19 protein-coding genes and 1 pseudogene are annotated in these 20,760 nt (G+C 53.2%); 11 read left to right on the forward strand and 9 right to left on the reverse strand.

What is annotated here, in order from left to right; all coding sequences use genetic code 11:
- A pseudogene (locus ABYK60_RS13980) lies at positions 1–162 on the reverse strand (tRNA uridine 5-oxyacetic acid(34) methyltransferase CmoM); the annotation flags it as partial.
- 243 nt (positions 163–405) lie between these two features.
- Here ABYK60_RS13980 and ABYK60_RS13985 point away from each other — a divergent pair.
- Complete coding sequence (locus ABYK60_RS13985; RefSeq protein ID WP_372872658.1) at positions 406–1,242, forward strand: MaoC family dehydratase; 837 nt, start codon at positions 406–408, stop codon at positions 1,240–1,242.
- Positions 1,243–1,311: 69 nt separating this feature from the next.
- Here the strand turns inward: ABYK60_RS13985 and ABYK60_RS13990 are convergent, their stop codons facing one another.
- On the reverse strand, positions 1,312–2,202 hold the full coding sequence (locus ABYK60_RS13990; RefSeq protein ID WP_372872637.1) for an aldo/keto reductase family oxidoreductase: 891 nt from the start codon (positions 2,200–2,202) through the stop codon (positions 1,312–1,314).
- 217 nt (positions 2,203–2,419) lie between these two features.
- Here ABYK60_RS13990 and ABYK60_RS13995 point away from each other — a divergent pair, with 217 nt between their 5' ends.
- The gene (locus ABYK60_RS13995; protein ID WP_372872638.1) at positions 2,420–4,102 is read left to right on the forward strand and encodes a formate--tetrahydrofolate ligase; all 1,683 of its coding nucleotides are present in this window, start codon (positions 2,420–2,422) and stop codon (positions 4,100–4,102) included.
- 58 nt (positions 4,103–4,160) lie between these two features.
- Here ABYK60_RS13995 and ABYK60_RS14000 read toward each other — a convergent pair whose 3' ends face one another.
- A complete protein-coding gene (locus ABYK60_RS14000; protein ID WP_372872639.1) occupies positions 4,161–5,765 on the reverse strand; it encodes a mechanosensitive ion channel domain-containing protein in 1,605 nt (534 codons plus the stop codon).
- Positions 5,766–5,900: 135 nt separating this feature from the next.
- Between ABYK60_RS14000 and ABYK60_RS14005 the strand changes: the two genes are divergently transcribed.
- On the forward strand, positions 5,901–6,230 hold the full coding sequence (locus ABYK60_RS14005) for a hypothetical protein (RefSeq protein ID WP_372872640.1): 330 nt from the start codon (positions 5,901–5,903) through the stop codon (positions 6,228–6,230).
- On the opposite strand, the gene ABYK60_RS14010 is transcribed toward ABYK60_RS14005, so the two are convergent.
- Positions 6,227–6,349 (reverse strand): hypothetical protein, encoded by a 123-nt coding sequence (locus ABYK60_RS14010; protein WP_372872641.1) that lies wholly within the window; start codon positions 6,347–6,349, stop codon positions 6,227–6,229. The two genes, ABYK60_RS14005 and ABYK60_RS14010, sit on opposite strands and share 4 nt — an antisense overlap.
- 267 nt (positions 6,350–6,616) lie before the next feature.
- Between ABYK60_RS14010 and ABYK60_RS14015 the strand changes: the two genes are divergently transcribed.
- The 6 genes from ABYK60_RS14015 (at position 6,617) to rraB (ending at position 11,173) form a co-directional block, all read left to right on the forward strand.
- Positions 6,617–6,847 (forward strand): ABC-type zinc uptake system zinc chaperone, encoded by a 231-nt coding sequence (locus tag ABYK60_RS14015; protein ID WP_372872659.1) that lies wholly within the window; start codon positions 6,617–6,619, stop codon positions 6,845–6,847.
- A gap of 81 nt (positions 6,848–6,928) precedes the next feature.
- On the forward strand, positions 6,929–8,110 hold the full coding sequence (locus tag ABYK60_RS14020) for a hypothetical protein (RefSeq protein ID WP_372872642.1): 1,182 nt from the start codon (positions 6,929–6,931) through the stop codon (positions 8,108–8,110).
- Entirely contained in the window at positions 8,094–8,999 is a 906-nt protein-coding gene (locus tag ABYK60_RS14025) for a metal ABC transporter solute-binding protein, Zn/Mn family (RefSeq protein ID WP_372872643.1), read from the forward strand. Before ABYK60_RS14020 ends, ABYK60_RS14025 begins: the two co-directional genes overlap by 17 nt.
- Positions 9,000–9,002: 3 nt before the next feature.
- The gene (locus ABYK60_RS14030) at positions 9,003–9,764 is read left to right on the forward strand and encodes a metal ABC transporter permease (protein ID WP_372872644.1); all 762 of its coding nucleotides are present in this window, start codon (positions 9,003–9,005) and stop codon (positions 9,762–9,764) included.
- A 160-nt stretch (positions 9,765–9,924) separates the two neighbouring features.
- Positions 9,925–10,662: a 1-acylglycerol-3-phosphate O-acyltransferase gene (locus ABYK60_RS14035; RefSeq protein ID WP_372872645.1), complete on the forward strand. Its 738-nt coding sequence runs from the start codon at positions 9,925–9,927 to the stop codon at positions 10,660–10,662.
- Between the two features lie 85 nt (positions 10,663–10,747).
- Entirely contained in the window at positions 10,748–11,173 is a 426-nt protein-coding gene (rraB, locus tag ABYK60_RS14040; RefSeq protein ID WP_372872646.1) for a ribonuclease E inhibitor RraB, read from the forward strand.
- A gap of 60 nt (positions 11,174–11,233) precedes the next feature.
- On the opposite strand, the gene ABYK60_RS14045 is transcribed toward rraB, so the two are convergent.
- Positions 11,234–12,193 (reverse strand): GGDEF domain-containing protein, encoded by a 960-nt coding sequence (locus ABYK60_RS14045; RefSeq protein ID WP_372872647.1) that lies wholly within the window; start codon positions 12,191–12,193, stop codon positions 11,234–11,236.
- A gap of 13 nt (positions 12,194–12,206) precedes the next feature.
- On the reverse strand, positions 12,207–13,214 hold the full coding sequence (locus ABYK60_RS14050) for a response regulator (RefSeq protein WP_372872648.1): 1,008 nt from the start codon (positions 13,212–13,214) through the stop codon (positions 12,207–12,209).
- Positions 13,215–13,484: 270 nt separating this feature from the next.
- On the opposite strand from ABYK60_RS14050, the gene ABYK60_RS14055 reads away from it, so the two are divergent.
- The gene (locus ABYK60_RS14055; RefSeq protein ID WP_372872649.1) at positions 13,485–14,291 is read left to right on the forward strand and encodes a crotonase/enoyl-CoA hydratase family protein; all 807 of its coding nucleotides are present in this window, start codon (positions 13,485–13,487) and stop codon (positions 14,289–14,291) included.
- A gap of 110 nt (positions 14,292–14,401) precedes the next feature.
- Positions 14,402–14,899, forward strand: coding sequence for a YqhA family protein (locus tag ABYK60_RS14060; RefSeq protein WP_372872650.1), 498 nt, complete (start codon positions 14,402–14,404; stop codon positions 14,897–14,899).
- Positions 14,900–14,924: 25 nt separating this feature from the next.
- Here ABYK60_RS14060 and ABYK60_RS14065 read toward each other — a convergent pair whose 3' ends face one another.
- From ABYK60_RS14065 to rapA, 3 genes are all read right to left on the reverse strand, one after another.
- Positions 14,925–15,818, reverse strand: coding sequence for a DUF3530 family protein (locus tag ABYK60_RS14065; RefSeq protein WP_372872651.1), 894 nt, complete (start codon positions 15,816–15,818; stop codon positions 14,925–14,927).
- A 35-nt stretch (positions 15,819–15,853) separates the two neighbouring features.
- Positions 15,854–17,581, reverse strand: coding sequence for an amidohydrolase (locus tag ABYK60_RS14070; protein ID WP_372872652.1), 1,728 nt, complete (start codon positions 17,579–17,581; stop codon positions 15,854–15,856).
- Between the two features lie 136 nt (positions 17,582–17,717).
- Positions 17,718–20,621, reverse strand: coding sequence for an RNA polymerase-associated protein RapA (gene rapA / locus ABYK60_RS14075; RefSeq protein ID WP_372872653.1), 2,904 nt, complete (start codon positions 20,619–20,621; stop codon positions 17,718–17,720).
- Positions 20,622–20,760: the final 139 nt, after the last annotated feature.

The following is a 20,760-nucleotide window of genomic DNA, read 5'->3' on the forward strand; positions in this document are numbered from 1 at the left end:
ACCGCCACCGGCGTCCAAAATACGCAGCTTTCCCTGTCCAAGTTTTGGCATCTGTTCCTGTAAATCCCGCCACAGTACCGCCGAGCGGATATCACCCTTAAGTGTGCCGTAAATGTTTTTGGCAAACTTGCCCGCCAGGGCCTCGAAATTCTTGTCTTGCAATTGCGCAGTTCCGCTTTGAATGGACGGCAGATAGTGTCGCACAGCCTGAGCGACTTTTGGATATGGCTCTGTAAAACAGTTGTGCAATGAACAGAGTCGAAAAAATCTATTTAATTGATATTTATCAGTTGTATATATGGCAAATTGTGCCAGGGGTACACATTGTCCGGAATGAGAGTATAATTCCCGCTCTTTAAATTTTGGGGAACTTGCACCATGGGACATCAGGTGACGTTACATGCGATGCCGTCGCTGTTATCGCTGTATCGCAAGATATTTTTCGGCCGTAAACCCGGATGGGATCAAAAGCCCTTGCCTGAGATCCGTGTCAGCGTTCCCGAAGTGGCGCTCGATAACAGTGCCGTGGCTCGTTACAGCGATGTCTGTGAGTTCAAATTCGATGGTAAAACTGTGCCACCGACATTCCTCTACATTTTGGCTTTCCGTCTGCACGCGGTGATATTTACCCATGATGCCATTACTTTTCCCCTGCTGGGAATGATCCACCTTAAAAACAGGATTACCCAGTACCGCACGGTAGGTGCCGGAGAAAAGGTTCGTCTGGAATGCGCCCTGAAGGGCAGTGAGCAAACCGAATCAGGCCTGGAATTTGATCTGGTGTCCAAAGCATGGGTAGCGGATGAACTGGTTTGGGAAGCCCATTCGATCTATCTGTACCGTATAGAGTCTGCCGGTCGCCGTGCCCGTCCGCCAAAGGGCAGTGAAATGGCATGGGACGATGCAAAAACCTGGACTCTGGATGAAAAGCTTGGCTGGCGCTATGCCCGCGCATCCGGTGATTACAACCTCATTCATCTACATCCTTCGTTGTCCAAACGTTTTGGATTTGATCGGGTATTGGCTCATGGAATGTGGTCCAAGGCTCGCTGTGTCGCCGAACTGATGGATAAGATTGGTGCCAGGCCCTGCACCCTGGATGTCACCTTTAAATTGCCATTGTTTATGCCGGCCGAGGTGACCTTTGGTGCACAAGCGGTGGATCAAGGTTGGCGATTTGAGCTGCGTGACCAGAAAGGGCGCCGTCCACACCTCAGTGGTGAAGTAGTGTTCCACGACTGAGGTATCTCAGTTGAAAAGGCCGCAGCAGCGGCCTTTTTTATGGATATCCAGCGAGCTACCGTGGCGTTATCAGGGAACACTATGGCCGGTAGACGCTTGCCAGATACTGAACCACTGTTGCCTGTCCAGTTTTATCTTGTCTGACGCCAGCGCCATTGCAATGCGCTCGGGCTTGCCGCTGCCTATTATGGGATGTGGCCTGCTGGGGTGCATCCGTACCCAGGCATAAACGACCTGACTGATATCTGCTGCACCCGTTTGTTGTTTGATGTGTTCCAGTACTCCACGTAAACGAATGGCTTTTTCGCCAACGCCTGTCATCAGGTTTCCCCCACCAAGGCATGACCAGAGCATAGGACGGATTTTCAACTGCTGACACAAATCCAGGGTGCCGTCATGCAGCACTGACATGGACATGGGGGATAGCTCCACCTGATTGGTCACCAATGGAAAGTCCAGTCGTGATTGCAACAGCGAAAATTGTGCCGGACTGAAGTTGGATACACCGAAATGACGCACCTTGCCAGACTGTCTGAGGGCGACGAACGCTTCCGCCACCTCATCGGCATCCATCAGTGGGTCAGGCCGGTGGATGAGCAAGAGATCCAGATAATCCGTCGCCAGATTGGTTAAGGAATGCTCTGCGCTGTGCATTATGTGATCCCGTCCGGTGTCATAGTGATTCACATAGCGGCTGGTATCACCGATGATAGCGGGCCTGATGCCGCACTTGCTGATAAGCGTCATGCCATCACGCAAATGGGGAGCCTGTTTGAGCACGTCGCCAAACAAGGATTCACAAGTATGTCCCCCATAAATATCAGCATGATCCATGCTGGAAACACCCAGGTTCAGGTATGTCTCAATCAGTTGTCTTCGGGCTGTCAGACTCAATTGCCAATCAGCGAGTCGCCAAAAGCCAGCGACGAATTCAGACAGTGCAAGCGTAATTTTGCTCATGCTGTTTCCTAAAAAATGCACAGAATTTGATTTGGATTCAGGAAAGGTGAATTAGTTATTTGTGGCGCTTCCTGCCCGCAGACCTTTGTCTTAGGCTGTGTCTGAAGACCCGCCTAACAGGGTCACAAAAGCCAGGGTGCGATCCCATTCACAATCCAGCCTTATGTGCAGAATCCGCATCTTGCCACACAAGCATACTCTACAGCGAGACCCCTCTATGTTGACAGATATGGAAATTTCCAGACAGGCTCAGGTTCGTCCTATTGGTTGGATTGCCGATGACTTTGGTCTGGGCAAAAACCTGTGGCGTGAAGCTGGCCACTCAATGGCTAAAATAAGCCTGGAAGCCGCCCGGGCACCGGCGCGGGGTAAATTGGTCATAGTGACTGCCGTTACACCGACACCTCATGGCGAAGGGAAAACCGTGACCACGATTGGCTTGACTCAAGGCCTTCATCTTCTGGGTCACAAGGCGTGTGCCTGTATTCGTCAGCCAAGCCTTGGTCCTGTATTCGGGGTAAAAGGTGGCGCGGCAGGTGGTGGCTATGCCCAGGTGGTCCCTATGGAGGTGATGAACCTGCATATGACCGGCGATATTCACGCCGTCACCAGTGCCCATAATCTGGCCGCTGCCGCCATAGATGCAAGACTGTTTCATGAAACCCGTCTGGGATTGTCAGCTTTTGAAGCTAAAAGCGGGCTGACAGCGTTGAATATTGATCCGGATAACATTCTTTGGCGCAGGGTCGTAGATCACAACGACCGGGCCTTGCGTCAGATCCAGGTTGGCTTTGGTGACAACAATGGCCCCATGCATGACAGCGGCTTTGATATCACCGCCGCGTCAGAGCTGATGGCGATTTTGGCTCTGTGTGAAAATATTGCCGATATGCGTAGCCGTATTGGCCGGGTGATTTTGGCCATGAATAAAGAAGGTCAGCCCATTACCGCAGAAGACCTGGGGGTTGCCGGTGCGATGACGGCGATTATGCGGGATGCCATTGAGCCTACGTTGATGCAAACCCTGAGCGGTGCTCCCTGTCTTATCCATGCCGGTCCCTTTGCCAATATTGCCCATGGTAACTCATCAATTATCGCTGATCGGGTGGCGCTGGCGCACCATGACTTTGTGGTTACCGAAGGCGGCTTTGGTTCTGATATGGGCTTTGAAAAATTCTGCAATATTAAGACCCGAGCCTCCAATACCGCCCCTGCTGCCGCGGTTCTCGTGGTGACGTTAAAAGCGTTAAAGGCCAATTCCGGTGCCGCGGGTGATGACCACAGTCGCCTCGAAGCCGGATTTGCCAACCTTCACTGGCATATGCGCAATGTGATGGGCTATGGCTTGCCACTGGTAGTGGCCATTAACCGTTTCCCGGATGACGCCATCGCTGAGCTTGACTGGCTGAAAGCGCGTTGTATGGAGGCGGGCGCTTTCGGTTGTGAAATCAGTGATGCGTTCAGTCATGGGGCTGAGGGTGCCCGAGCCTTGGCCACAGTGGTGGCCAGAGCCTGCGATGTCAAGGCTGACTTCAAACGTCTCTATGATGATGACATGGAGTTTGGTGCCCGCCTGATGACCCTTGCCGAGCGCTACGGCGCCTCAGGGGTAAGCCTGTCTGATGCTGCCAAAGCAGATTTGGCGCTGATTGAGTCGCTGGGTATGTCCAAATTGCCGCTGTGTATCGCTAAAACGCCACTCTCCATCAGTCACGACCCAGCGCTTAAAGGGGCGCCTTGTGGGTTTGAGTTACCGGTGGCGGGGCTGCGGCTGAGTGCCGGTGCAGGTTTTATTACCGTATTGACCGGAAAGGTAATGACCATGCCGGGGCTTGGGCTTGCACCCGGCTATCTTAATATCGATGTAAATGAGCGCGGTGAGATAGTCGGTCTGGGTTAAACGCCAGGCCTGCAGCAATAAAAAGGCACCCAAGGGTGCCTTTTTTAAGCTCGCAATCTCAGCCTCGGAAGAAATGCACATCCCGCTGTGGGAATGGAATGGTAATGCCTTCGGCGTCGAAACGCTGTTTGACCGCCTTGGTGATGTCCCAGTAAACCTCCCAGTAGTCGTCGGGTCTTACCCAGGGGCGAACCACAAAGTCCACCGACGATTCGCCCAGCAGGTGCAATCTGACCGTGAACTCCGGATCCTTGAGCACTTTGGGATGTGCCCCAACAATTTCTTTGAGTACCTGCTCGGCATGCTCAACGTTGTCGGCGTAACTGATGCCAAAGGTCATGTCCACCCGGCGATGACGTTCGGCAGTTATGTTGTTGATGGTATCGCCCCAAATTTTGTTGTTTGGGATGATAAGCCTCTGGTTATCGAGGGTTTTTATTGTGGTGGACACCAGGCTCATATGGCTGACTCTGCCGGTTACCCCAGCCGCGCTGATGAGGTCGCCCACGTCATAGGGGCGGTAAATCAGGATCATCATGCCGGAGGCGAAGTTGGACAGGGTGTCCTGCAATGCAAAACCGATAATCACTCCCGCAATACCGAAACCTGCCAACAGGGGGCCAAGTTCAAAGCCCAGTTGAGACAGAGCGATAAGTACCCCAAGGGTGTACACACCTTTGGCTGACAGCGAAATAAAGAAGTCCTGCAACAGTTTGCTGAATTTGAGTTTGGAGTTGCTGACGGCCGTTTTTACCAAGCGTTTGACCAGTTTGGCCACCAGGCCGGCGCCAAAAAGGATAAGTAAAAATACCAACAGCTTGAACATGACCTTGGGGCCATTGTCGACTGTTTGGGCCTTGGCTGCCCCCAGCCACTGGCTGAGCATGGTGCTGACCACATCGATGTCCAGTACATCCTGGGTAATGTCACCGGAGACTTCAAACAAAGTTTGTTTCAGCGTGGCAGTATCTGTGCCCATTTCATCCAGCAGTCCAATCGCGGTGGAGAGGCTCAGGCTGTTTTGGTTCAGACGGGCCTTAAGTTCAACGATTCTGGCGGTTTGTTCGGCACTGATATCTTTGCCAGCATTGCGGGCATCATCTACAGCGGCTTTCAGCTGATCCTGAGTGTATTTTACTACGCTTGCCAGACGGTCTGCTCTGTCGGTGATCAGCTCCTTCAGCTCAGCACGGCGCGTATCGACAGCCATGCCCAGTTGATTGCCCCAACCGAGAAGTTTCAGTTCTCTTCGATAGCTCTCGTCAAGCTGACGCTCCCTGTTCGACAGCGTAACCAGGGTAGTGGCATCGTCAGCCGTCCCCAGTGTTGCCCTTAACCGTTTGATATCTGACAACAGGTAGTGTTGCGTCCGGGTGACATAAGCCAACTGGTTTTGGGTCAGTGACAGCAAATACTGCGGATCTGCATCGGGCTGTGCGATGGCCTCCCCCAGTATTTGTTGCAAATCCTGTGTTTTTTCAGCGATCCGGTATTCGGTGATGGCGACAAACTCACCTTTTGCATGGTGCAGGACTTCCAAATCACCGCTGATGCTGGATTCCAGATGGCTGACCCGGCTTTTAAATTCATCCGTGATTGTCTCGGCACCTGCGTCAGGCAATATGCAGGTCAGGAGCAGCAACGATAGAATAAGTCTGTGCATTTTCAATAATCTGTGGCGTGGAGATACCAGCATCATAGCTGCATAAGTCCAACCGGTAAAATGGCTTGCCAAAAAGTGTGCTGCCAGGAGGGGGAATTTGATAGAATTCGCAGCCTGTTGGTATGAGGACATTTCATGATTTGTAGCCACTGTCATTTACACATCAAAGTCAGCGACGTTAAGGCGCAGCGTGGCAAGGGCTTTGATGCCCAGATCCAATGTCCCCATTGTGAAGCCTGGCTGGGCAGAAGCCCCCGACTCGCCAAACTTAAGTTGCTGGGATTTTATCTGGGAGTGGCAGCTGCAATGACTGCCTGGCTGCATGCCCCCTGGCGGGGGCTGGCGATGTTGGCAGCGGGATTTTGTCTGACGCTGCTGCTGGTATCACACCTCATGGATCAGCTGATGGTGATTGAAGCGCCAGAAGTGGAAGACAAGAGCCACGAGCGGCAGAAATACCGTTAGAGTACGGTTTCCTGTGCGGCGAGTGAGGATTCCACCCACCAGATCCCACCAAGAATGCCACCCAGTACTAATACCGCTACCAGAATAAGTCCGAAGTTTTCTTTGAAGAATTGGCTCATTTCAAGCTTCTCCTGACACAGTGAGCAGACCACCTGCTCACTTTCCATACCATGGTAACCGCCACATCTTAAGGCAAGATTAACCCCGTTGGATCAATATGGCTCAGGCAGACTAATCTGTCATCTTTGGCATACCCTGATGGTTGCCACTGGGTAAACCCTGCCGTAAACTTGAGCGGCTGTTACTGTTGGGGGAAATGCTGCGTGGCTTTTTCGGGATTCAAACCAAATCGATTGATTGCTGTATGGCTTGCTGCCGTACTGGCAATGTTGTCGTTTGTGTCCTCTGCTCACAGCGTGTCACACCTTGATGAAGGCGCCAACAGTCACTGTACTCTCTGTTTCCACCAGCATCAGCTGAACAAATTGTTGCCCGGCACCAGCATCGCGACTGTGCCTGCTGGTATGGTGCATGAAGCGCCGGTCACAGAATCTCTTATTTGGCGCACTGCTGAGCGTCCTGCTGCTCAGGCTCGCGGCCCGCCTGCATCTCTTTAAATACAACTGAATTAACACTTTTTTGATTTAATGCCCCGGTAGTGTTTGCTGCCGGGCGTTTGCTGTATTTTTGGAGAATGTATGAACACCCTTCGTTTATCTTTGCTGGCAACTGCCTTGATTTCCGCCACCGCCGCTGCCGAGTCGCCGACCCTGACCAATCCGGCTATCAGTGCTGTATTGGATGGCTTTTACCAGAGTGGCGATCGTGCTCTGGGAGGCCGTGAAGAAGGCTTCGGCCTGGGCGAGAGCGAGCTTGCCATCAGTGCCAATATTGACGATCTCTTCTACGGTAAAGTGACTACCGTGATAGAGGTTCATGACGGCGAGACTGAAATCGAGCTGGAAGAAGCCTTTATCCAGACGCTGGCCATGCCTGCCGGCTTTTCCATTCGTGCCGGTCGTTTCCTGTCAGATATAGGTTATCTGAACAATCAGCATTTGCACTCCGATGCCTTTGCCGGTCGCCCTGCAGCCTACCGAGCCTTCCTTGGTGGCCATTACTTCGACGATGGCCTGCGTATCAGTTGGGTAGCGCCGACTGATCTTTATTGGACCTTGGGTTTTGAAGCCTTGAAAGGCGACGGAATGCGCGCCGAAGATGAGCATGGTGAGCGCGAGTTTGATACCGTGGGTGTGTACAACGTTTTCACCAAAATCGGTGGTGACATCGGCGATAACAGCTCATGGCAGCTGGGGCTGGCGATGATGAATAACCGTAATGGCCGTCTCACGCCCCATGAAGAGGGCGAAGAAGTCCATGTGGACGACGAGCACGACCATGGTCACAGCCACAGCGCCGCGTATACAGGTGAGAAAACCTATGTAGCCGATGTGGTGTATAAATGGGCGCCCAACGGTAATTACAAATATCAGCACCTGACCCTGAGTGGCGAGTTCTTCCGTGTGAATGACTTCAAGGCGTTGGAACTGCATGATGAAGACCACGCCGATGAACATGATCACAGCAAGAATTACCATCAGGGTTGGTACTTAAGTGGTGTCTATCAGCTCAGCCCAGAGTGGTCGGCGGGTCTTCGCTATGGTGAGTTGGATACCCAGCTGGTGCATGACGACCACTTTGATGCCCAGAAACTCAAGGAAACTGAGTTCAGCCTTAACTGGCACTCCAGCCATTTCTCAACTGTTCGCCTGCAGTATACCCGTCAAAAGGGCACTAACTTTGATGGTTTGAGCGATGACAACCTGTTTACCTTGCAATATGTGATGACTTTGGGGGCCCACGGTGCGCATCAATTCTAACATTCCGGCGGTATTGGCCGCGTTAATGCTTGGTCACAGCACTGCAGCGTTGGCCGAGGTGAATATTTTTGCCTGCGAACCAGAGTACGCGGCATTGGCAAAGGAGCTTGCCCCCGGGGCCAGCATTTACTCTGCAACAACGGCGTTGCAGGATCCTCATCAGGTTCAGGCCCGTCCAAGCCTGATAGCCAAAATGCGTCAGGCTGATCTGGCTATCTGTGCAGGTGCTGATTTGGAAGTGGGCTGGCTGCCCATGCTGCAAATGAAGTCGGCCAACAGAGCGGTGCGCGATGGCAGTGAGGGCATGTTCTACGCTGCAGATGCGATTGATACTCTGGATAAACTCGCCAAGGTCGATCGTTCCATGGGCGATGTTCACGCCAAGGGTAACCCGCACCTGCATTTCTCTCCAGCCAGGTTGCTGAGTGTCGCGCAGGCCCTCAGTGCCCGCCTGCAACAAATTGACCCTGAGCATACAGCTGATTATCAGGCCGCCCTCAATCAGTTCAGTGAGCGTTGGCAGGCTGCGGTTCCACACTGGGAAGCTGAAGCCAAGATGTTGGCGGGTCGCAAAGTTATTGCCTACCACAGCAGTTTCCGTTACCTGTTTGACTGGTTGGGGATAGAGCAGGTAGCTGACCTTGAGCCCAAGCCGGGGTTGCCGCCATCCAGCGGCCACCTTGCGATGCTGCTTGAGCGTGCGCGACAGGGGGATGTGATGGCCATAGTGGTGGCATCTTATCAGGACACCCGCGGTGCCAACTGGCTGGCGGAAAAGGCTAACCTACCGGTGTTGGTGTTGCCCATGTCAGTTGGCGGGAACGATGCCAGTCAGGATCTTTTCAGTCTGTACGACAGTGTGCTGACACTGCTCAAGAACGCGAGCTGATTTATGTTTAATTGGGACCTGTTGGATATTTTGCTACCGGCGCTGGCTGCCGGCATCCTGGTGCTGTCCACCCATGTGGTGCTGGGCAGGCAGGTGCTTAAGCGTGGCATTATTTTTATCGATTTGGCCATTGCGCAGGTGGCTGCATTGGGTGCCATAGCAGCCCATATGCATCCACTGCTGGAGGAGGCGCCTTTCTCCCATCTGTGGATGCCAGCGTTGTTTGCACTGGCTGGCGCTGGTGGGATTGCCTGGTTGGCTCGACGGATGGGGGATGAACTCGAGGCCATGATCGGCTGCCTGTACGTATTGGCGGCGGTGGCGGCTATGTTGCTGCTTGCCAATGATCCCCATGGCGCTGAGCTACTCAAGCAATTGATGTCAGGTCAGATCCTCTGGGTAAGTTGGGAGCAATTGGTACTGCCCGCGGTAGTTTCTCTGTTGGTGCTGGGGCTTATCATTTTCCGCCCGGGGTTGTTGGACGGACCAGCCTTTTATTTGCTGTTCGCGCTGGTAATAACCCTGTCGGTAGAGTTGGTGGGGGTCTATCTGGTCTTCAGTACCCTTATCCTGCCGGCACTTGCGGTGAACAAATTTAGCAGGGGTAATGGCTTACTTTGGGCTTATCTGGTTGGATTAATTGGTTATGTTGCCGGGCTGCTGTTGTCGGCAATTTACGATCTGCCCAGCGGAGCCGTGATAGTGGCGACTCTGGCTCTGTCGGCGGCGGCGTTCCGGATAGTGACTGCCAAGTCGGGTGAATAAGTCTGATTTGGCCCGTTTGTGTTTGTAAGCCCACCGATGGTGGGCTTAATTTATTGAAAAATAAGTTTATAATTTAAATCAGCGAACACGTGTAAACAAAGGATTGTTCCAAAAGGCCACTGTCGCTATACTGCGCAGGAGTTTTTATCAGGAGTATGTCGTGCTGTTAATCGTCAGATCCTTACTGCTTGCCATTATGTTAATGCTGGCGTTTGTCGTGGGCAGTATTGCCTGTGTGGTGCGTCCGCGCCATAGAGATAATGTACATATGTTCGCCAAGTGGTTTGCCGCCGTCGCCCCCGTGCTGGGTATCAAGGTGATAGTGCGCCGACCCACTGCCGAGCGCAAAGAACCCTGTGTTTATCTCGCCAACCATCAGAATAATTTTGATATGTTCACCCATACCGCTGCCGTTCCCAGGGGAACTGTAAGTCTGGGGAAAAAGAGCATTGCCTGGATGCCGCTGTTCGGACAGATCTATTGGCTCTCCGGCAATATTCTTATCGATCGCAAAAACCGTAACAGCGCCTTTGAAACCATGGCCAATACAGTGCGCAAGATTAAAGAAAAGTGCCTGTCGGTGTGGATTTTCCCTGAGGGGACCCGTTCACGGGGGCGTGGTTTACTGCCATTCAAAGCGGGGGCGTTTCATACGGCCATAGCGGCAGGTGTGCCTATGGTACCGGTTCTGGCTTCAAATCAATGTCACATAAAGCTCAATCGCTGGAACAATGGTGTAGTGATCATCGAGGTGATGGAACCCTTTGAAACCAGAGGTCTGGATAAGAAAAACGTGAAGGAGCTTTCTGAGCGCATTCACGCCGCCATGTCGGCCAAGCTCGAACAGCTTAATCGCGAAGCCGAAGCTCTGATGAATAAGGCCCGTCTGCTCAACTGACGACCCTTGGGATCTTTGTTATACTGCGCCGAAACTGCGCTGCCCGTGGTGGGTTGGCGCCTTTGTTTGTTACTGGAGTCAGCCCATGTCTATCGAGCGCCTGTTAAAGGCACAATTGGAAGAGACCCGCGATATTGTTCAGTCACTGCTGGATGATGGTTCCGATCCCCATGCTGAGTATATGATTGAGCATCACTTCTCGAGCACCAATTTCGATCGTCTTGAAAAGGCTGCTGTGGATGCTTTTAAACTGGGTTTTGAAGTCACTGATGCCGAAGAGCTGGAGCTGGAAGACGGCAGCCTGATCTTCTGTTTCGATGCCATTGCCAATCACAAATTGGATGTAGATCTGATCGACAAGGCCTGTGAGCAGCTGTTGAATCTTGCCTCCAAGCAAAAAGTCGATTATGACGGTTGGGGCACCTACTTTATGGGTGACGACGATGAGCTGGATGATGAAGACGATGAAGAAGACTTCGATGATGACGGCTTTCCAATAGAACGTCATTGAAAAAGTTTAGTAAAACAAAAAGCCCGGTATTACCGGGCTTTTTGTTTTAAAAGATTCGACCTATTCCCGATAGATGATAGAGCGGTTTCGCCCCTGCTGTTTGGCCTGATATAACGCATTGTCCGCGTTTGCCAGCCATTGGGAGGCATCGTCAATAAAGTCAGCCATGCCGCAAATGCCCAGACTGATTGTGACCTGAATTTCTTTGCCTTCAAACATAATGGGTGAGTTGGCCACTTTCTCCCGTAAGCGCTCGGTGAAGTTAAGCGCCTCAGAGCTGGTGGTACTGGCCAGCACCACGGCAAATTCCTCACCACCATAACGTCCAGCGCAATCGGTTTCCCGCAACGATTGGCTAAGCAGGTGGGCGATATGCTGAATGACTTTGTCACCGGCAATGTGGCCATGGACATCATTCACCAGCTTGAACTTATCGATGTCAAACATCACCAGACTGACAGGATCGCCATAGCGGTTATAACGTTCATACTCGCGATTCATGCAGAGTTGCCAGTGACGACGGTTATTCAGTTGAGTCAGGCCGTCTGTTTGGCTCAAATGTTCGAGCTGCTCGTTAACGCTTTTGAGTTGCAACCGGTTTACGGCTACATCGGTCACATCGTACACAATAATGCTGATATGGGTTATTTGCCCGGTAAGTGATGCCAGTGGCAGCAGGGTCACATTCTGATACATGAATTCAGCGCGACCGGTAATGGGGCGATAATTTTTGAATTTAAAGACGTAGGGGCGCTGCTCCCAACTGATAAAGGCACGGTTTTTCAGCAAAAACACCGACTCCATTTTCTGCTTCAGCCAACCAGCTGGCAGAGCAGGAAACTCATCGAACAGGTTTTTACCTTTGATAGTATTCGGGGATACACCGCTGTGATTTTCCATAAAACCATTCCACAGGGCGATATTGTAATTTCGGTCCAGCACCACCAGCCCCACCTCAATGGTTTGCACCATATCGATAAGCCAGTGAAGTTCATTCATCAGGTCTGCATCATTTGACATCTGCTGTCGTGCCTCAATCGGTATCCAACAAATAGCCGAGCTTGTAGGTCAGGGTCGGCAGCGAGTCTTCGGTGAACAGGAGCAGTAAGTCACACTCGATGTTGTGATCTTCAATGCGGTAATTGATTTCCATGGCCAGGGTGCGTTGCCATTTCTCTGCATTGTCATGAATAAGGTCATTGACGGTGCAGTGACGGCCAAGCACTACCGGGTGCGCTTGGCTGAAATGCATATCCAGCTGCTCGGCAATACCGCTTAGGAAGGCCCCAATCAGCACATTGCCGGTATCTATAAGTACTTCGACCTCTGTTGCCTCATTGTTGGGGTCATCCAGCTGCATCAGCTTTGCCATATCGTGAAAGCTGGAATCATGAAATAGCAGCAAGGCCTCACCCGATAATCCGGAACTGATGAAGCCCTGACACAGCGCAGTAATTTTTGAACTGGATTCCGTCGCCTTCAGTGCCATGGTCAGTTCACTTACCTCAAGTACGTTTACCCGTGGGATGGGCAAAAGCACAAAGACATCCAACAGTTTTGCCAGAAGATCTGCGGCGCGGCCCATGGCCACGTTGGCAATTTCCTGGCAGGCATCACGCAGGTCAACTTTAATGAGTGGGTTATCGTCTTCGGCGTCGGCGTCATTTTCGCCCGGCACCAAAATACCGTATTCCTGCAAGATCCCAGCAATCGCATCTGCGCTGACTGGTTTTTGAATAAAATCCAATGCTCCCAGAGCTTTAACCCGCTCATGCGCCTTAATCTGGATATCACCGGAAACCACAATTACCAGCGCAGGCAGATCCTGTTGTTGGATAGTTTGCAGTACTTCATAGCCATCCATGACAGGCATATTAAGGTCAAGAAATACTACCTCTCCCTTACCTGCCCGTATGGCTTCAATGCCTTCGGCGCCATTGGTGGCAAAGGTAATTTCTACATCCCAGTCCTTGGGCAGGGTACGCGCCATCTGCTTGCGTGCCATGGCGGAGTCGTCACAAATCAATACCGGAAGTGCCATGCTGGGGGAGATTCCTTATCAGTTCTTATTATCCAAGATAACACCAAATGTGGGTGTCAGCCTGTTTATGCTGGCTTGTGCAACCAGTTAATAGCAGCAGAGTATTTGTTTTCAGGAGAAATCATACCTTGCTGACAATATCCTGCAACACAGCGAAGGACGTGAGAGTCAGAAAGCTGACGCCCGTCAAAAGTCCATATATGTTAAGTTGAATAGTGATTTATGCCAAATATGTTACTATCCAATCTGGACTGACCAGTTGGAGTCAAAATGGACCGCAAGACAGTAACCCTGGAGATTAAGGGCGAATTAGCCTTTGTATCCCTGAATCGACCCGATAAATTTAATGCTCTGAATTATGAGATGTTTCAGGAGATTTGCCGGGTGCAGAAGCAACTGCAGCGCCGGCGCGACATCCGTATGGTTATTCTGGCAGGCCATGGTGGCAATTTTTCTTCCGGACTGGATATCAAAAGCGTAGTCAAAAAGCCGTTGCAACCCTTGGGTTTGCTGGCTAAGTGGCTGCCAGGTAACGCGAATCTGGCACAACGGGTTTCCATTGGTTGGAGTCGGTTGCCGGTGCCAGTGATTGCTGTGCTGGAGGGGTACTGCTTTGGCGGCGGCATGCAAATAGCGTTGGGAGCCGATTTCAGAATTGCTGCGCCCACTGCCAGCTTATCCATCATGGAGGCTAAATGGGGGCTGGTACCCGACATGGCCGGATTAGTGAGTCTGCGTAATATTATGCCCAAAGACAAGGCATTGGAGCTGACCATGACGGCACGGGTATTGGATGCCGCCGAAGCCGAAACATTGGGCCTTATCACCTGGGTCGATGAGAACCCCCTTGAACGTGCCCTGAGACTGGCTGATACACTGTTGGCACGTTCGCCCGATGCGCTGGCTGCAATTAAATTGTCTACCCATAAAAGTTGGACATCGGGCATTCGCAGTCTGCTTGCCCGTGAGTCCTGGTATCAGGTGCGCTTGCTGCTGGGACAGAATTTTCGCCTTGCCGGGGCGAAAGAGCAGGGTAAAACCAATGAGCCTTACCGTAAAAGGCAAAGATTCTGGTAATTGATTTGCATTGGTCTCACACAACACAGGCCAAAGACTTGTCCTCATAGCATGAAAGCGCCGACAATCGGCGCTTTATTTTTTGCTTTGAAACGTCTGGAAGACTCTCGATGAACAACAAACTTGAACGCCTGCTGTGGAGCAGCCGACTGTCAGTGATTTTTGGGGTAGTGGCGTGCATAGTGGCGGCACTGGTGGTATTTGTCATGGGCGCCAAAGACATGCTGCATATGTTCCAGTTGCTGTGGGAATATCTCGTCAGTGGCAGCCTGGAGGTTCGCAACGACCTGGTGATGGTGGTGGTAGAAATCCTCGACACCTTTCTGCTGGGAGCAGTGCTTTTGATTTTTGCCTTTGGTCTGTATGAGCTGTTTATTCGTGACATCAAGCCAGCGTCTGAGTCTGATGTAGGCGGCAAGATTTTGATTATCAGCAGTATAGACTCACTCAAGAGCAAGCTTGGCAAAGTCATTCTGATGATGCTGGTGATTAAGCTGTTTTCGTTTTTCAGCGAGCTTAAGCCCCAGAGTGCGCTGGAGCTGGTGTATATGGGTATTGTCGTGGTGCTGGTGGCGCTGGCACTGATGCTGACCAAGGACAAGTCCTGATAAGAGCTGAGTCCCTACCTGGGTGTTACTGCACCGGCGCTTCCTTGATGCTGATGGCGAAGCCCCGCAATACTGAAAGTACTTCAGCCCAGGCATCGGGCTCGCTGATATTGAGCGACAGGGTCAGTTGGCGATACTGCATGCTATCCTTGGTCGAGGCCGCAGCCCGGCGAAGTGGCGCATTGGCAAGGCTGGCGGTATTGCCATCCGGCGACTGAATGTCCAGTACAGGCACTTCCTGCACTGCCACCAGTCCGGGCAGGCGTTCATCAAACTCAGGTGAGTTGCTGTAAGGGTTGATGATTACCAATAAGTCCGGTGGTGCTACCTTACCGTCATTAAGCAGATTCAGGATCAGGGCAGCACTCCTGTCCATAGCAATTAATATGCGTTTGCCCGGGTAGGCAGCACCGATTTGGCTCAGGCCTGCAAGACTGGTTTCTACAAACCCTTGCTGGGTTTCCATGTGTTTTTGCCACTCTTCGGGCGTGTATTTGTCCATTGCCTTGGCTGCCGGAGTGTTCAGCTGACCTTCTCCCGCCTTGGTAATTTCTTCCGGCATAGTGGTAAAGCTGGGGTGTGGCGGGCTTTTCGGGGGAGTCATGCTGATACTCGCCCAGCCTGTGGGGCTAAGGCCATCCCGTAGATAGGCGACCAGTCCGGGGGCATCCGGGCCAAAGCCGGTATCGGCAAAAATGATAGCAGCACCGTGCTGATTTTTGCCTTCCCAGGGGCGTACCAACACCGGCAAATCCTGACCTTCCACATTGATGCTGCGCATCTGACGGCCAGGTAAATAATCAAACGCCGGATCGTCGGCAGCGGTTGCCGTGCCAAACAATAAGCTCAGGCTCAGCACAAAAAGGGCACGCATGGGATTCCTGTGGTCAAAGCGGATAACCCTCAGATAATAACCCATGGCATGCCCCTGTTAGAACTGTGGACCCGATAATCCTACTGCCCGAGGGCATAAACAGGCTTTCCGGCTACATGGGTTTCAAGCACCCGCGTTTGCCAGATTTGCGTGGGTTCGGTTGCAAAGATATCCCTGTCTATCAGGATAAAGTCTGCCATGCTACCCACATTCAGGCTGCCCAAATCCTGCTCCTGAAAGGCGCCGAAGGCTGCATCCACAGTAAAGGCTCGCAGCGCCTCAGCCAGTGTCAGTTTTTCTTCCGGGCGCCAGCCGCCAGCGGGCTGGCCCTGATGATCCTGACGGGTCACAGCGGCATGGAGGCCATGGAAGGGATTGGCAAGCTCCACCGGGAAGTCAGAGCCGCCGACAATCGGACTGCCAAGGTCGGTAAGGGTGCGCCAGGCATAAGCACCCTTAAGCCGTGCATCGCCCAGGCGATCGCCCGCCATATTCATATCCGATGTGGCATGGGTGGGCTGCATTGAGGGCAATACCTTTAATTTGGCAAAGCGGGGCAGATCCTCCGGGGCGACCACCTGAGCATGTTCTATGCGATGGCGGGCGGCCTCGCGGGTTTTATTGGTCAGTGTCGCCAGCTTATCCAGCACCATACGATTGGCCCTGTCACCAATGGCGTGAATATTGGCCTGAAACCCAGCTGCAGCTACGTCGCGGATCAGGCTGCCAAGTTCCGGCTCCGGCGTCACCAACAGGCCGGTTTCAGCCGGTCTGTCGCTGTACGGTGCCAGCAACGCTGCGCCGCGGCTGCCAAGTGCGCCGTCGCTGTAGATTTTCACTGACCGTACCACCAGCTGCTGCTTATCATCCAATATCGGCCCCTGTTTAAGCCAGTCAGCAAGTTCAGGTGATGACGCCGACAGCATGGCGTAAATCCGTACCGGCAGCTTGCCCTGCTGCTTAAGCGCCTGATAGTCTGCCAGCTCATCTGCACTGATACCCGCATCATGAGCACTGGTAATGCCGAGTGATAACAGATGGTTAAAGGCGGTGGTAAAGGCGGCGCGCCGTTCAGCCCCTGTGGGTTCGGGAATGTGCTGCTCAAGCAGCGCCATGGCGTTATCGACCAGTACGCCGGTGGGCTCGCCGTTGGCATCTTTCAGGATCTGACCTCCGTCGGGATCCGGGGTGTCTCTGGTAATGCCAGCGAGTGCCAGCGCCTTACTGTTGGCCCAGCCTGCATGACCATCAACGCGTCTGAGCCATACCGGCTTATCCAAGCCAGCGGCATCCAGCGACGCGCGGGCCGGAAAGTCTTTATGTTGCCAAAGCTCCTGGTTCCAGCCCCGGCCCAGCACCCATTGCAGCGCCGGATTGGCAGCGGCGAAGGCGTTGACCATGGCGGCAGCATCCTGTTCGCTGGTGCTTTCACGCAGCTCAACCCGGGACAAACTCTGCCCCAGACCCAGTACGTGGCCATGGCCATCAATCAGCCCGGGCAGCAGTGTTTTGCCTTTACCATCGATAACTCTGGCCGGCTCAAAACCCTTGTCATCTGTGCTGGGTTTACTGTTACCGCGCGCCAGTACCCGGCCGCTGACATCGTCGTAAACCAGTTGGGTGAAGGAGATGAGATTCCGCTCATCATCAAATCCATAACCTTTGATATTGTTCAGTAAAATCACTTCCGCACTGGACTGGAACGCGACAAAGGGCGTCAGACTCAGAGCCCCCAGCAGCGCCACACCAATGCTTAGTCTTAAACGAGGTTTGATAGCCGATTTTGGGTTGCATTTGGTTATGAGCATGGACATTCCTTGTTTGAGTTATTTTTATTCTTTAAGGGGTTATACCATCCTCAATCCCGTATCGTCACCGAAAATGGTTAAAAAAAGACCCGCAGCTGCGGGTCTTTTTATTGCACTTATGCCCTGTGACAGCGGCTTAAGCGTGGCTCACCAATACCAGACGAATGGCATCCAGTTTCAGTTGGGTGTTACCCAGATAGCCTGCAAGCTCCGCGATTTGTGCTTTGAGGTGATCAAGTTCTTCTTCACGGATATTGGGGTTGACCGCTTTCAATGACTCCAGACGCGATAACTCTGCAGACAGCTGGGTTTCCATGCGACTGCGGGCATCATCGGTGAGCTTCACCAGTGCCTCGTTGGCAAATTCTTCGCCCTTGGCAAACAGCGGGTGCAACATGGTTTGTGATGCATTCACCAGCTTGCTGGCAATATGGCGGTTTACGCCGGAAAGCTGTTTGTCAAAGTTGTCGTAATCCACTTTGTCAGACAAATTGTTGCCACTCTTATCCAGCAGAATTCGCACGGGTGTCGGTGGCAGATAACGCTGCACCTGGCTGGCCTTGGGTGCCGACGTTTCGGCAAGGTACATCAGCTCCAGGAACAGGGTGCCTGCAGGCAGGGCCTTGTTCTTGAGCAGCGCCACGCAGGTGGTGCCTGTATCTGAGCCTGTGATGAGATCCAACCCGGTCTGCACCAGTGGGTGTTCCAGGGTGATCAGCGCAATATCGTCACGGGACAGCGCGGTATTGCGATCGAAGGTGACGGTAATGCCATCTTCGCTGAGACCCGGATAGGTGGGGAACATCATATGGTCGGTTGGGTGCAGCACAATGCAGTTTTCACCGCGATCGTCCTGATCCAGACCAATCACATCCCACAGTCTCAGGACAGAGGCAATCAGATCTGTATCTTCATCGGCATCGGCCAGTTTGGCCGCCAGGGCTTCGGCGCGGGCGCCGCCGTGGCTGTTGAGCTCCAGCAGTTTGTCGCGGCCCTGCTCCATGGCTTCCTTGAGCGCGCGGTAACGTGCCTGGGTGTCGGCCAGCAGTTCTTCTTCATCCTCCATTTCACCGGCCAGCATCGCCAGCAGACGGCCCTTGAACTCGCTGAACAGCAGATGGCCACTTGGGCAGGTCAGTTCGAATGCGCTCAGACCATCATGGTACCAGCGCATCAGTTGCTGCTGGGCCGTGTCTTTGAGGAACGGCAGGTGAAGTTGTACATCGTGTCGCTGGCCAATGCGGTCGAGGCGACCGATCCGCTGCTCCAGCAAATCCGGATTCAGCGGCAGGTCGAACAGTACCAGATGGCTGGCAAACTGGAAGTTACGGCCTTCTGAACCGATTTCCGAACAAATAAGCGCCTGAGCGCCGCCTTCTTCCTGGGCAAAGTAGGCACCGGCCTTGTCGCGCTCGATGATAGACATACCTTCATGGAACACGGTGGCCTGAATGCCTTCGCGGGTACGCAGCGCTTCTTCCAGCGCCAGCGCCGTTTCGGCGCGGCTGGCAATCACCAGCACCTTCTTGGAGCGGTGGGCTTTTAAGAAATCGATCAGCCAGTCAACCCGCGGATCGAACTTCCACCAGCTGGCGTTGTTGTCGTCAAACTGCTGATAAATGCGCTCTGGGCTGAGTACCTGTGCCACCTTGGCTTCGGCGGTTTTACCGCCGCCCATCATGGCGTTAACCCGCATTGCGGTGGCATATTGCTCTGGCATTTCAAAGCCATAGCTGTGAAAAATACGCTTGGGGAAGCCTTTTACCGAGGCACGGCTGTTGCGGAACAGCACCCGGCCGGTGCCGTGGCGGTCCAGCAGATCCTGCAGCAGTTCGTCGCGGGCGGCCTGACGCAATTCTTCATCCAGGTTTTCGGCCTGAATTTGGCGGATGGCCGGGGCTATGTCTTTTTCAGACAAGAGCTCAGTCAGGCCATTGATGGCATCGTCGGAAAGCTTGATGCCACGGGCGAGGGCATCGGCGGCTTCGGCCACGGCCTGATAGCCTTTTTCTTCTTCAAGGAAGGCCTGATAGTCGTAAAAGCGGTCGGGATCCAGCAAACGCAAACGGGCGAAGTGGCTTTGGTGACCCAACTGATCCGGGGTGGCGGTCAAAAGCAGCACGCCCGGAACCACGGCGGCCAGGGCTTCCACTACCTGATAGGCGCGGCTTGGCTCGTCTTCGCTCCATTCCAGGTGATGGGCTTCATCCACCACCATCAGATCCCAGTCGGCATCCAGTGCCTGATCAAGACGGCGTTTTTTACGCAAAAGTTCCAGTGAACAGATAACCAACTGCTCGGTGTAGAAGGGGTTATCGTGATCGGCAAAGGCCTCTACGCAGCGGTCTTCATCGAACACCGAGAAGCGCAGGTTAAAGCGGCGCAGCATTTCTACCAGCCATTGGTGGCGCAGGGTGTCGGGAACTATTACCAGAATGCGCTCGGCGCGGCCGGTCATCAGTTGCTGGTGAATGATGAGACCTGCTTCGATGGTTTTACCCAAACCCACTTCGTCGGCCAGCAGCACGCGGGGCGCATGGCGGCGGCCCACTTCATGGGCAATCCACAGCTGGTGCGGAATAAGGCCTACGCGGGGACCCTGCAGACCCAACATGTCGGAGGTAGCCAGCTTGTGGCGTAAAAGCTGAGACTTGTAGCGCACGCCAAAGCGTTCGATGCGATCGATCTGACCGGCGTAGAGGCGATCCTGGGGCTTGTTGAAACGGATATTATGCTCAAGCAGGGTTTCGCGCAGCATGGTTTCTTCACCATCGTCGGTACGCTTGCCGAAGTAGAACACAATGCCGTTCATTTCTTCGAGCTTGTCTACCGTCATGCTCCAGCCTTCGGCCGAATCAATGGTATCACCGGGGTTGTAAATTACCCGGGTCAGGGGGGCTTCAGCCATGGCAAACATACGGTTTTCGCCGGTAGCCGGGAACAGCACAGTCACCATGCGCCCTTCCACCTGCACCACTGTGCCCAAACCCAACTCTGACTCTGTATCGCTTATCCAGCGCTGCCCAATCGCGAACGACATCTTACACTCTCAACTCAAGGGGAAACTCAAAGGGCGCGTATGTTATACCAATGGCCCCGATATTTGAATCAGCCTAGTTCCCCTCTGGCGGCAACACAACCAATCACAGGCACAGATATGCGCTTTGCATGTCACCATC

Origin of the sequence: Shewanella sp. (assembly GCF_041630135.1) — a bacterium.
Lineage (GTDB): Bacteria > Pseudomonadota > Gammaproteobacteria > Enterobacterales > Shewanellaceae > Shewanella.

Coding starts and splice junctions, on each gene's coding strand:
- ABYK60_RS14020 (WP_372872642.1), top strand. CDS start 6,929: ATGAACACCCTTCGTTTATCTTTGCTGGCAACTGCCTTGATTTCCGCC.
- ABYK60_RS14050 (WP_372872648.1), bottom strand. CDS start 13,214: ATGGCACTTCCGGTATTGATTTGTGACGACTCCGCCATGGCACGCAAG.
- ABYK60_RS14010 (WP_372872641.1), bottom strand. CDS start 6,349: ATGAGCCAATTCTTCAAAGAAAACTTCGGACTTATTCTGGTAGCGGTA.
- ABYK60_RS14030 (WP_372872644.1), top strand. CDS start 9,003: ATGTTTAATTGGGACCTGTTGGATATTTTGCTACCGGCGCTGGCTGCC.
- ABYK60_RS14015 (WP_372872659.1), top strand. CDS start 6,617: ATGTTGTCGTTTGTGTCCTCTGCTCACAGCGTGTCACACCTTGATGAA.
- ABYK60_RS14070 (WP_372872652.1), bottom strand. CDS start 17,581: ATGCTCATAACCAAATGCAACCCAAAATCGGCTATCAAACCTCGTTTA.
- ABYK60_RS14000 (WP_372872639.1), bottom strand. CDS start 5,765: ATGCACAGACTTATTCTATCGTTGCTGCTCCTGACCTGCATATTGCCT.
- ABYK60_RS14055 (WP_372872649.1), top strand. CDS start 13,485: ATGGACCGCAAGACAGTAACCCTGGAGATTAAGGGCGAATTAGCCTTT.
- ABYK60_RS14060 (WP_372872650.1), top strand. CDS start 14,402: ATGAACAACAAACTTGAACGCCTGCTGTGGAGCAGCCGACTGTCAGTG.
- ABYK60_RS13985 (WP_372872658.1), top strand. CDS start 406: ATGCCGTCGCTGTTATCGCTGTATCGCAAGATATTTTTCGGCCGTAAA.
- ABYK60_RS14045 (WP_372872647.1), bottom strand. CDS start 12,193: ATGTCAAATGATGCAGACCTGATGAATGAACTTCACTGGCTTATCGAT.
- rapA (WP_372872653.1), bottom strand. CDS start 20,621: ATGTCGTTCGCGATTGGGCAGCGCTGGATAAGCGATACAGAGTCAGAG.
- ABYK60_RS13995 (WP_372872638.1), top strand. CDS start 2,420: ATGTTGACAGATATGGAAATTTCCAGACAGGCTCAGGTTCGTCCTATT.
- ABYK60_RS14065 (WP_372872651.1), bottom strand. CDS start 15,818: ATGGGTTATTATCTGAGGGTTATCCGCTTTGACCACAGGAATCCCATG.
- ABYK60_RS14005 (WP_372872640.1), top strand. CDS start 5,901: ATGATTTGTAGCCACTGTCATTTACACATCAAAGTCAGCGACGTTAAG.
- ABYK60_RS13990 (WP_372872637.1), bottom strand. CDS start 2,202: ATGAGCAAAATTACGCTTGCACTGTCTGAATTCGTCGCTGGCTTTTGG.
- rraB (WP_372872646.1), top strand. CDS start 10,748: ATGTCTATCGAGCGCCTGTTAAAGGCACAATTGGAAGAGACCCGCGAT.